The sequence below is a fragment of the Burkholderia contaminans genome, from assembly GCF_029633825.1.
GTDB classification, from domain to species: Bacteria; Pseudomonadota; Gammaproteobacteria; order Burkholderiales; family Burkholderiaceae; genus Burkholderia; species Burkholderia contaminans.
This window is the reverse complement of sequence record NZ_CP090641.1, coordinates 1,854,124-1,866,274: the sequence shown is the minus strand read 5'-3', so window position 1 is coordinate 1,866,274 and position 12,151 is coordinate 1,854,124. Positions and strand designations below refer to the sequence as shown.

8 protein-coding genes are annotated in these 12,151 nt (G+C 58.4%); 2 read left to right on the top strand and 6 right to left on the bottom strand.

The genetic code is table 11. From position 1 onward, the window contains the following. Positions 1-4 precede the first annotated feature (4 nt). The 5 genes from LXE91_RS26065 to LXE91_RS26045 all read right to left on the bottom strand — a co-directional run bounded on the left by LXE91_RS26065 (position 5) and on the right by LXE91_RS26045 (position 8,226). Positions 5-1,111, bottom strand: coding sequence for a tetratricopeptide repeat protein (locus LXE91_RS26065; protein WP_217490224.1), 1,107 nt, complete (start codon positions 1,109-1,111; stop codon positions 5-7). 335 nt (positions 1,112-1,446) lie between these two features. Then, positions 1,447-1,710, bottom strand: coding sequence for a PAAR domain-containing protein (locus LXE91_RS26060; protein WP_076841406.1), 264 nt, complete (start codon positions 1,708-1,710; stop codon positions 1,447-1,449). Between the two features lie 38 nt (positions 1,711-1,748). Continuing rightward, complete coding sequence (locus LXE91_RS26055) at positions 1,749-3,392, bottom strand: tetratricopeptide repeat protein (RefSeq protein WP_082139543.1); 1,644 nt, start codon at positions 3,390-3,392, stop codon at positions 1,749-1,751. Positions 3,393-3,405: 13 nt separating this feature from the next. Beyond that, positions 3,406-5,454: a phospholipase D-like domain-containing protein gene (locus LXE91_RS26050; RefSeq protein WP_046544079.1), complete on the bottom strand. Its 2,049-nt coding sequence runs from the start codon at positions 5,452-5,454 to the stop codon at positions 3,406-3,408. A 39-nt stretch (positions 5,455-5,493) separates the two neighbouring features. Further along, on the bottom strand, positions 5,494-8,226 hold the full coding sequence (locus tag LXE91_RS26045; protein ID WP_039344307.1) for a type VI secretion system Vgr family protein: 2,733 nt from the start codon (positions 8,224-8,226) through the stop codon (positions 5,494-5,496). Between the two features lie 301 nt (positions 8,227-8,527). On the opposite strand from LXE91_RS26045, the gene LXE91_RS26040 reads away from it, so the two are divergent. Next, entirely contained in the window at positions 8,528-8,944 is a 417-nt protein-coding gene (locus LXE91_RS26040) for a hypothetical protein (protein ID WP_223274436.1), read from the top strand. 127 nt (positions 8,945-9,071) lie between these two features. Here LXE91_RS26040 and LXE91_RS26035 read toward each other — a convergent pair whose 3' ends face one another. Further along, positions 9,072-9,569 (bottom strand): hypothetical protein, encoded by a 498-nt coding sequence (locus LXE91_RS26035; protein WP_135370738.1) that lies wholly within the window; start codon positions 9,567-9,569, stop codon positions 9,072-9,074. 147 nt (positions 9,570-9,716) lie between these two features. Here LXE91_RS26035 and LXE91_RS26030 point away from each other — a divergent pair, with 147 nt between their 5' ends. Further along, positions 9,717-12,101 (top strand): DNA polymerase II, encoded by a 2,385-nt coding sequence (locus tag LXE91_RS26030; RefSeq protein ID WP_039344316.1) that lies wholly within the window; start codon positions 9,717-9,719, stop codon positions 12,099-12,101. Positions 12,102-12,151: the final 50 nt, after the last annotated feature.

Sequence of the window (12,151 nt, the reverse complement as noted above, 5' to 3'; positions counted from 1 at the left end):
CGTTTCAGGTTTGCCGGTTCGCGATTGATACGGTGTCGATCAATGTTTTCGCGTTCCCGTCCCACTTGGGAAGTGGCGCTGGCGGTAGTGGGAGAATTTTGTCCAGATTTGGCAGCTTCAGGCGACCTTTAGCATGCTCCAGTGCCTCACCCAACCTAAGATAGCGATCAGCGCGTGCTGTATCGACGTGACCTACAAGATTATTGCCGCTGGTCAGATCGAATCCTCGGAACTCGGATGCCAGATCTTTGGCACACTTTGCGCATCCCAGCTTGACACCCTCGTGCAAGACCTTAAGTGCCCGAAGTTTTGACTCAGGCGTCGCTCCTTTATACAAGCCCCCCAAATCGTAAGCGGCATCGCCATACCCTTGAGCGAGCGCACATTGGAGCATTTCCATACCAATAGTCGCGTTTCCCCAGAATTCGCCGTCCGGACTGTCGTAGCTGCCGCTCATCTTGAAGCCGAGAAACGTTTGGGCCGAAGGACTGCCCATATCTGCGGCACGTTGAAAGAATGCATAGGCACTGGTCGCGTCGCCGCCCTTGACCAACCCGTTCTCGTGATAAGTACCCATCATGTCGAAGGCGTCAGGCACACCCAATTGCATCGCTTTCTCAACCCACACGATAGCGGCTTCCGGGTCATGCCGCGGCACACCGGGATAATCGCTCAGGATCAGGGATGCAAGATTGAGCATCGCTTTCCAGTGCCCGCGATCAGCAGCCTGAATGTAGAGTTGATAGATCTTCGGATAGTCGCGTTTCTCGTAGTAGACGTCGGGGTTGTCGAGTGCAAGCGCCTGCTGGAACCATAGCTCGGCCTGAGGATCGATCCGCGGCACATGCTGATCCTGATGAACGCACGTAAAGCTTTTGCGATGCGGGTCGAACCGGGGCAGCTTTTCGTAGCGCGGAAGATCCGCCAGGCCAGCAGAGGATTGGGCAGTCGAAGAAGGCCAGCCCTCAGCATGCACGCTCACGGTGATCAGAGCCAGGGTTGAAAAAATTGCCCTGTAGATAACTGGTATCGGCATCATTCCGGAAATCAAACTGGCTATCCCGAGCACGTCGCCCAGCACGCACAGCACCTCATAGGCCAGCAGCGACATAGATACCATCGACGCGAGCGATGCCTCAACAAACGCCGGACGCACAGTTGGCCGAGATCACGTGGCAGAAACAACGATGTCGCCGACGTAATTCAACCTCACGGCTTGAGATCATCGTCAAAGTAGCCGATCAATATCAGCACTGCCGGGCCATCACTACCCGTAATACCCTTGCAAACAGCCAAGCCGCGTGTTTACGACCTGATTTGACAGGCTAGACGATCGACGTAGCATGCTGCGCCACACCGAAATGGTGTATCCCGTTCCCGCGACTCGAGAATGAATTCGAATCGATTCCAGCGCAATGGCTGGAATCGCGAGTACGGTTGATCTGCTCAAGGCATCGACAACGTCGCGTTCCGGCTTACCAGTGTGCAACCACAGGTTACGCGATGCCCATGCAAAGCGACCGGGCTACCGCTGATCATGCCCGTTCCATCTCCTTCCGAAATGGATTGCGTACCGTGCTCGCTGCACTCGACGGTATCGCCCTTGCGAGAGATCGGCTTGCCGTCCACGATGTCGGTGTTTGACCCCGTAATAACGGTGCCGCCATGAGGCGCGAGCGTGTCACCAACCACAATGACCTGACGGACCATCAATTTCTCCGAGTCGGGTACAGGGCTACGCCCTATATTTATAGGCTGATTGCATATATGCCGGCCACCCCGGAATCTGCATTCGGACTACCCAAATACGTCCATTGCACATCCCTCGCGGCGACTTCAATGAAGCGATTCCCGGCGGGGGGAAATGCCTGCCCCTTCTCGACGAAAGCCTGTTGGTCCCAGCGGTTGTACAGCACCGCCATCGGATGGTCGACTGCAACGCGGCCTTCCCATATTCCGGTTTTCGGACAATCACGAGTTCCATTGCATTGCAGTGTTGCCGACGACGGGGGGATCTCGCGCAGCAGCCCCGCGCCGATCAGATTTGCCAGAAAATCTGCGCGCTGCGGCGGGAGGCGGTATGCCTCACCGAGGTAATACCATTGCACGCGATCCGGTGACAGCCAGTCGTGAGAAGGCGCTTCGAATCGCTCGCCTGCTTCGTAGCGTTCGGGGAGCCCGGAGCGGGCAACCAGTCGCGCGTCCGGTTGCGTCGACGAGCCGTAGAGGGCCAACCAGTAGCCTGCCTTGGGAACGGATTGGTCACCGGCAATTGCCAGCGACCCGCTATCAAGTGCGGCAACTGCGTGCCCATCCGGAACAAACGACCGCCCCTCCCGCGCACCGCTTTTTTGCTGTGCCGCCGGCGGGCTGACGGGCTTGGCTGCATCGACCAGCGCTTTCGCACTTCCATCCCACTTGGGGAGTGGTGCCGGCGGTAGCGGGAGAACCTTGTCGAGGTTCGGCAGTTTCAGGCGACCGTGATAATGCTCCAGCGCGTCCTTCAGCACACGATATCGTTCAGAGCGCGCTTTATCGATGCTGCCAGGAAGGTTTCTGCCATTGGTCAAGTTGAATCCATCAAATTCAACCGATAGCGCAGCTGCACATTTCGCACTTCCCAGCTTTACTCCTTCGTGAAGCGTCACCAGTGCTCGACGTTTCGCGTCGGCTGTTTTCGGCCGAGCATAGACGAAGCCAAGCTCCTCTGCTGCGTCTCCAAACCCTTGCGAGAGGGCGCATTCGAGCATCGAGGTAGCGACCGGCAAATTTGCCCAGAATCCTTCCGCCGGATCATCGTATTCTGCGTCCAGTTTTTCCCCGAGAAAGGCCAAAGCCGACGGACTACCCATATCCGCTGCACGTTGAAAAAACGCATAGGCACTGGTCGCGTCCCCGCCTTTGACAAATCCGTTCAGATGGTAGGTTCCCATCATGTCGTAAGCATCCGGTACGCCTAGCTGCATTGCCTTTTCAACCCACCCAATCGCAAGTTCCGGGTCATGCTGCGGCACCCCGGGATAATTGCTGAGGATCAGAGATGCGAGGTTAAGCATCGCTTTCCAGTGGCCGCGATCGGCAGCCTGGGCGTAGAGTTGGTAGATCTTCGGATAGTCGCGTTTCTCGTAGTAGACGTCGGGGTTGTCAAGCGCTAGAGCCTGTTGGAACCATAGCTCGGCTTGAGGATCGATACGTGGCACATGCTGATCCTGATGAACACATGTAAAGCTTTTGCGATGCGGGTCGAATAAAGGCAGCTTTTCGTAGCGTGGAAGATCAGACATGGCAGCAGATGATTTAACCGTCGAAGAAGATAGGCTCCCCGCATGAACGCTCAAGGCGAACAGAGCCAGGGCCGCAAAAATGATTCGGTAGATAACCGCTATCGGCATCAAACAACCTCGATTACACAGTTCTAGGGACGTCAGAAGACGAGGGCAGATCTATCTGAGCATGCAATATTGTATTGGCACGACTGTCCATAAACGGCAAGATGAATCCGTCCATTTTTTCCTTACCGGTCTTTTGAATCGATCGATTGTCTTTCATTCTTCTCTCCCAGGCATCGTACACTTCAGGTATCTTTTTCCGATCCCCACTACCCGGAGTAGCGTTTCCCGAAAGCAGGGAAAACACTCGCTCGCGAAGACCCGACGCCCAGCGCTGCCCCGTCGCCCCAAAATTGATTTCGCTGTCAGCCGACATACTGCGCTGATTCATGTTCGCGCTACCAATTGTCACGAATACATCGTCAATGAGCATCAACTTCGAGTGAATATAGATTTCGCGATAAGCCATCTGGTCACCCACCACGCCACTGGTACGCAACCGGGCGATGCTGACCTTCAGTCCGATCGTATCCTGCAACTCCTGCAAACTCTGCGGATGAAACGTATTTTTACCGTTTTTGTCCCGGTACTTTTGAGGAGTCTTGCCGGCTTTTGACAACGCATCTTGATCTTTCCAAGCATCACCATGACCAAGTTCGGCCATGGTGTCGTAGGTACGCGGAACCATGCCTGGATCCTGCGGGTGCGGCGTGACGACAAACAGATGCAGAATCGGTGCGTTCTGTTGAGGCTTATTCGACAGTTGTGCCCACTTGTCCTGGAACTTCTTCCGCTCCCGCTTCAGATGGCGCGCAAACTCGGGGTAGAAAAAATACTGATTCTCCATGTAGATATAGTTGCGTGCATAGCTGCTTGCCTGGAAGTAAAGACTCTTGATCGTCTTTTCTTGCTCATGCGGCTGAGTACGTACGATCTGCACCTTGTACGCCGGATCATCTGGGAGACTGGGAATGCCCGACGGCAGTTCCTTGAGTTCCGTTGTTTGCCATGCCGGCGGCGCAAACAGATTCCAGCCACGTTCGAAGTTCTGATGCAGTCGCTTCAACGCCTTACCGGTGATCTTGCACGCGTAATCCTGGTACGGATTTACATGCCTGTACGGAGCAGTGCTCAAAGGACCGTTCGGATCCTGTGTTTCCCGTTCATGCTTGTGTTCGTCGTCGACGTACCATTGATCCCATGCCTCACGAAGAGGATCGTCGATTTCGTGCGCAGTTCTATCCCAATAGTCCGTGACTGAATTCAGCCCCATTACGTAGCCCGTGGCATTTTTACCGTCGTAGGGGTGTGCGTAGTCGATCAGGATAGGTTTCTGGTGATGCGTCGGATAATCCTCGAGAAGGTTCTGCTCGTCGACGTAATAGAAGTCGCCATCATCGCTATGCGTGCTCGGGGCATCCTCTTCCTCGATGTTGGCGGCCAGCAACTTTTTAACATCTTTGTTTGAAATACCACGCAGGACAATTCTTAATCGCTGATTTTTCGTCAGGATACCGCTGCCCTTGCTTTCACCATCTGGCAAATTGCGATTCCACCAGTCAATGCACCATTGAGTACGCTCCGAGTTCGCGTAAGGCGGACGCTGCTGCACTTTCTTCTGAATGGGGCTGGTCCATCCCGAAACCGGAATATCCGTGAATCCCGGCATGCTGTTCTGCTTTCGCGACCCCCGCGGGTCGAACCAGATCAGCAACCGAACGGTGACAGGATTGTCCTTACGCTGCGTAATCTCTTCCAGTAGTGCACCGTAGACAATTCCGCGGGGCCAGCCCCCCGCAGCAGGCTTGGTGGGAAGCGGCTTTCCTTGAAACGTTGGAACTCCGATGCCAGCCGGAGACTCCGAACCACGCCAGATTTCCATACCCGGATCAAACCCCCAACAACAGATGTCGACTGTCCCCTGGGCGCCCATGAGATCGGCTGCTATTGACCTGAACCCTTCCTCGCCACAGACGAAGAACCTCATGTCGTTGCCCGTGGTCGGCATGACATCTTTGTCGACGTTTTTTTCAAGCAGCCACTGCACAGTGCCTTGCGCTACGCGGCCCGCTTCATCGACAGCGACATCTACCGGGTTATGAGTTTCGAGGGGAAGCTGTGCCACGTTCTTTTCCTTATTGTTTGATGTGCGTCGATATCGAGATCACGCCAGGCGTTCGCCGCGATTGCTTCGCTGGTCCGCATGATCGGGGTCGCCCTGCAACGCCTCCTTCACTCGCAGATCAAACTGCCCGCCATTCGCAAGCTTGACCTGATAGGCGGGTGTACCGGGCTGGTGGTCCTTCACGACCACCCGACCAAATTCATCCGTGACGCCTTCATCAATCTTTGCGCCGCCCTTGTACAACTCGTACGGCTCGCTGACGTATTGAGGTCCTTCACCCGGTAACGCGCCTAATGCGAAGTGAAGTTGTTCCTTTTCAGGCGGTAGCGCAGGAACATTCGGTGTACTCACACTATCCGGTCCGACAAACGCTCTGTTTGCAGAATGGACTTCGAAACCACCGGAAGTCCCGTGTTTGATCTGTCCGGACGTCCACCGGGTATAACTACCGCCGCCGTTGATCTCGACCTCCTGCTGCGCACTGATGGTGATCTTACTGGCGGTCACCGTCACGTTCAGCTTCGCAAGCAAGTTGATGCTGTCCTTCAGCGTCTTCACATCGATGTCACCGGCCGCCGCAATCAGTCGCATGCCTGCTTCGGAGACGAACAAGCGTATCGCCTTTCGCGCACTGGCGAAGAGGCCCCCGCCCGTACTCACCGAGACGTGCGTACCAGTCGTAAGAGCCGTGGTTTTACCGCTACTGATATGGATGCTCTCGGGTGTACTTGTAACAACGCCTGCAGGGCTACCCAGCACGAGATGCGGCTTATCGAATTGCTTCAACGTGCCGCCACCCTGGACATCCTTGGCCTGCGCCTTCAGGGTCGTCACGACTGCCTTCTGCTCACCGTCTTGTGCTCCTGCTGACTCAGCCGACTGCGCGAGACTTGCCGCCGTGTCCTGGGCATTCGCCAGTTGAAGGTTCACCTCATCGACGTTAAATGCGTCGCCGGTCGCACCTGCGCGCGGATGAGTCGATAACAACAAGCCACGCGCACCGCGCACCGCCGCATGACCGTCCGTCCGCAATTCCGCGCCTTCACCACGCTTGTCACTACGCCCGGCCGGTTCGCTCACACGTGTCAGGTAACCCAGATGCAAGCCGGACTCGAGATGATCGCTCCGAATCTGGGTTTGAACTTGTCCGGCAGTATCGTCCTTCAGCCAGACGTTATTTTGCGCACCGCCGATCTCCTTGCTGACGAAACCCGATAGTGCGTGTTGATCAGGAAGGTTCCACTGCGGCCGATTCGATCCGTTCCCCACACGAGCCGTGATCACCGGCCTGTCAGGATCACCGTCGAAAAATGGTACGACGACCTCGTCGCCGATTCTCGGTAGCTGGATGCCGCCGAATTGTGCGCTGGACCAAGGCTGCGCAACTCGCACCCAGCAGGAGCTGCGCTCGTCACGTTGTCCGATCCGGTCCCAGTGAAACTGCACCTTCACTCGGCCCAGTTCGTCCGTATAAATCTCCTGACCTTGCGGACCGACCACCGTCGCCGTCTGCATCTGCATGACCGGCTTGTGGTGTTCGAACGGGCTGCGATACGGAACGGACTTTCTTTGCGTCTCGATCTCGACAAGAAAGAAACCTTTTGCGCCATCGTCGTGCGCAACGATCGATGCGTTTCCACCGCCCCGGCTCTCCATTGCCTCGGCCAGCCGACTCTGCAGGCCATGAGGAAATTTCGCGTGATGGCTCGATCCCGGGAGGTTGTTCTCGATCAACCACACCGTTTCGACAATCACAAATTCACGCCGCTCGGTAGAGTCTCGATCATGCTCCGGATGTCCAACAAGTTCGAACCATCTGCCCGCATCAGCCGCGCGGAGGCCACCCGTACCGTAAAACCGCTTGGCACTCGACTCCCACTCCTCCATGCGCACTTTCGTGAGGTGATCACCCCGATCCTGCTTCAGATAGGTATAAGGACCGGTGTACTCGTACATCTCCAACTGTTCGGGCAATTCGGGCAACACCGTCGGCACATTCGTGCCTTTTGGATTTCCGAGGGACGATGGATTCTTGTAGTCAAAGGTACGGGTCGTCAGTGCGGCACTATGCAAGCTTCGCATTCCCGACCAATGAATCAACGCGTCCGCTTCGCTATTTGCGCCGTCGCGCGAGAACTGAACCGCCGGTAGAGTGAGCCGCTCACATGTGTCCACGTGATCGGTGACCGTCAGCATGTGCGACTTTCCGTCGGCAGCCTGTGACCAGATGCCGAACAGCCCTTCGGCCTCCATGAGTCGGTGAACGAAGTTCCAGTCATCCTCGTACTGTGTGCAATACGATCGCTGCGGTAGTGGCTTTGATAGTGCGAACTTGAACTGGCCTTTCGCCTGAGGATGTGCATTAAACACATCGCTGAGAATTTCGTCGACCGGCTTATCCTGCCAGATTCGTTGATCTCGACGAAACTTGAGAAAATTCATCCATGATGCGAACCCGATCTGATAGCTGGTCAGGCCGCCTTCCGCCCCCAGTCTGCGTATCGAATAGACATAGCCGTGCCGAGGAAGGTAGGACCTGTTCGCCTGTTGGATCCACAGGGTAATAGGTTGCCCAATCAACTTCTTCAGTTTGAGATCGCTGCGCGTCGACAGCACGTCGAGCGTGAAGTCATAGTGCCGTCCGATGCGAGACCAACCCGCCACGCGTTGTGGCAGCAGCACATTGGAACCAAGCGGGGTATCAAGTTTCAGCAGACGGTCTTGTTGAAGCAATCCGCCCTGAAGCGCCCTCACGATATCTTGCGCATCCATTCCCTTCCCTTTATTACATTTTTCTTACTTATTGTCATTAATATGACATGGGCTCTCCGGGCGGATTCTAACTTGCGGCCAGACAAATGTGGCATTAGCTTGACAAAACTTAACTGCAAGATTGCTGTGTAAAGGGCCAAATGGAATTACTTTGACCTCCAATGAAAGCTGATTGAAATAATATTGTCGTAGCGCATGCGTCTCGCATGGCTATCAATCGCGGTTTCGGCTCTGCCACGCCGGTGCATCGACGGCTTCGACAGTGGTGGAACCAAGGAATACACCTTCGTCGGCACGCAACATGCGTGCACATATCGCCGGATGTCGTAATATTTTCCTGCTCGTGCTCCCGCAGCATTCTTCCAATCCCAGCGTCCTACCGTCAGCTATGCGAAATGATCTCCATGGCCACATGGCGCGGCCGCCAACCGATTTGCTGCTTCGTACAACCCGCTCGCACCTCTACCCCGGGAGCATCGTGACGCTCGACCGTGACGCGCCTCGCACTGCGAAGCTACATCCGGCCGTGATCGAATTCGCCGACGGATCGGGCGCGGCTGCGACACTCGTCCGCGTCGATGACGAAGCCTTCGAACTCTCCGTCGACGCATACGTGACACAAAAGCGGCACACGGTCGCCGCGCGACGCTGGCTGCTCAAACTTTCCAATACAACGCGCACCGAATGGCGTGTCGCACAACGGCTCGCCGTTGCCTGATTCCGCGCCGAACATCACGCACTCGCCGAACCCACCCCCGAGATGAACGCGACGCGCACGACATATCGCGTTTCCCGACGGGTATCTGGTATCCCAACCGGGTCGAGACGGCGGCGAGTGACGATGGTCAGCAAGCCGGCGGATGATCCGGATCGGATCGGCATGTATCCCGATAAGCGTCGTCAACAGCGCGCAGAAATGCATTCCGTCCGCTCTCCAATGCCGTTGCAGTGTGCTCGTCCGGCGATACGGGCATGACGCGACCATCCGGCGACATCGAATATCCGAGATCGACAAACACATCGTCCTGTGCCCGCTTCGATCCGATCCAGTAGCCAATCGTCACCGCATCCGCAATACCGGTCGCACCGTTGTAACCGACTTCGATTCGTTCGACCTTGAACACACGCGGCCTCATTTTCGCCGCATAGGCCAGTACTTCGGCAACGGTTGCGCCATCTTTTGTCCGGTGTCGCTTGACTGCCTGTATCCAGCCAGCCTCCGTGGCTGCCGGCAGTATCTTCAGTTTCGGCGCGGCGAATAGCGTACTCCCGCCTCCACACAGACAAGCCGTGACAACAGCATGCGAGGCAACACGTGCGACACGATCCATCGTGATTTTCATTGAACGACGCCTGATTGGTTGAATCGACCCCGAATCTTGCGATCATTACACGCCATACAGGGCACAACAACTCACACCCCATTCCGGCCGCTCTCCCCGCCCAAGCGCTAAAATCCGCCGCCTGGGCATCCACGACGAGCAAGCGTTTTGACGGCGTTCGAGCAGGGCTTCATCCTTACCCGCCACTGGCGGGACACCGCATCCGGCATCGAGATCGAGTTCTGGCTGGCAACCGAACACGGTCCGCGCCGCGTGCGGCTGCGCCCGCAGGAAGCCGTCGCGTTCATCCCGGCCGAGCAGCAGGCGCTTGCCGAACGCGCGCTGGCAGGCGAGCGCGAAGCCGAGTTGCGCCCGCTCGCGCTGCGCGACTTCCGGCAGCGCCCGGTCGTCGGCCTCTATTGCAAGCGCTATCGCCATCTGTCCGGGCTGCAGAAGCGCCTGGCGGCCGCCGGCGTCGACGTCTATGAAGCCGACGTGCAGCCGCCCGACCGCTACGCGATGGAGCGCTTCATCACGGCCTGCGTGCAGTTTCGCGGGCAGCCCGATCGCGACGGCACGCTGACCGGCGCCGAGCTGAAAACCGCGACCGGCTATCGCCCGGCGCTGCGCTGCGTGTCGCTCGACATCGAAACGAGCGTGCACGGCGAGCTGTATTCGATCGCGCTCGAAGGCTGCGGGCAACGGCAGGTCTACATGCTCGGTCCGCCGAACGGAGCAGACAGCGACGAAGCAAATGCCATCGACTTCCGCCTCGACTACTGCGACAGCCGGCCAGCGATGCTCGCGCGGCTCAACGAATGGTTCGACGAACACGATCCCGATGCGGTGATCGGCTGGAACCTCGTGCAGTTCGACCTGCGCATCCTGCATGCGCATTCGGAGCAATACGGGATCCCGCTGAAGCTCGGGCGCGGCGGCAGCGTGCTCGACTGGCGCGCGCACGGCCAGCAGCCCGATCATTTCTTCGCGGGCGCGGCCGGCCGGCTGATCCTCGACGGCATCGACATGCTGAAATCCGCGACGTGGACCTTCCCGTCGTTCAGCCTCGAATACGTGTCGCAGGCGCTGCTCGGCGAAGGCAAGTCGATCGACAACCCGTACCAGCGGATGGACGAGATCCAGCGCCGCTTCGATCACGACAAGCCGGCGCTCGCCCGCTACAACCTGAAGGACTGCGAGCTGGTCACGCGCATCTTCGACAAGGCCGACCTGCTGTCCTTCGCGCTCGAACGCGCGAGCGTGACGGGCCTCGCGGCCGATCGCACCGGCGGGTCAGTCGCGGCCTTCACGCACCTGTACCTGCCGCGCATGCACCGGCTCGGCTATGTCGCGCCGAATCTCGGCGACGTGACGGGGCAGAACAGCCCCGGCGGCTTCGTGATGGATTCGCGCCCCGGGCTCTACGACTCCGTGCTCGTGTTCGACTACAAGAGCCTCTATCCGTCGATCATCCGCACGTTCCTGATCGATCCGGTCGGGCTGATCGAAGGGCTCGCGAATCCCGGCGACGACGCATCGGTGCCCGGCTTTCTCGGCGCACGTTTCTCGCGTACCGCGCATTGCCTGCCCGATGTCGTGCGGCGCGTATGGGAAGGCCGCGACGTTGCGAAGCGGCAGCGCAATGCCCCACTGTCGCAGGCGCTGAAGATCATCATGAATTCGTTCTACGGCGTGCTCGGCTCGACGGGCTGCCGCTTCTTCGACCCGCGCCTCGCGTCGTCGATCACGATGCGCGGCCACGAGATCATGCACCGCACGCGCGAGCTGATCGAAGCGCAGGGTTACGAAGTGATCTACGGCGATACCGATTCGACGTTCGTGTGGCTCGGCCGCGCGCACGATGACGACGAAGCCGGCGCCAAGGGCCGCGCGCTCGTCGAGCACGTGAACCGCTGGTGGCAAACGCATCTGCGCGAAACCTTCGGGCTCGAGAGCGCGTTGGAGCTGCAATACGAGCGGCACTACCGCCGCTTCCTGATGCCGACCGTGCGCGGCGCGGAAGAAGGCAGCAAGAAGCGCTATGCGGGCCTCGCGGCAGCGGCCGATGGTGGCGAGGACCTCGTCTTCAAGGGGCTCGAAACGGTGCGCACCGACTGGACACCGCTCGCGCAGCAGTTCCAGCGCGAGTTGTACCGGCGCGTGTTCAGCCGCGAGCCGTACCAGGATTTCATCCGCGACACCGTGCGACGCACGCTGGCCGGCGAATTCGACGACCAGCTCGTCTACCGCAAGCGCGTGCGCCGGCCGCTACGCGAGTACGAACGCAACGTGCCGCCGCACGTGCGCGCGGCGCGGATCGCCGACGAGTTCAACCAGGCGCAGGGCCGGCCGCTGCAGTATCAGCGCGGCGGCTGGATCAGCTACGTGATGACGACGGCCGGCCCCGAACCACTCGAAACCATGCGCTCGCCGATCGACTACGCGTTCTACCTGAGCCGCCAGTTGCAGCCCGTCGCGGACGCGATCCTGCCGTTCCTGCGCGACGATTTCGAGCGCGTGATCTCCGGGCAGGGGCAGTTGTTCCAGGAGTAGCCGCACCCGGTCGGGCAAGGGAGAAACGTCGGGCCGGTTAAAATACCGCG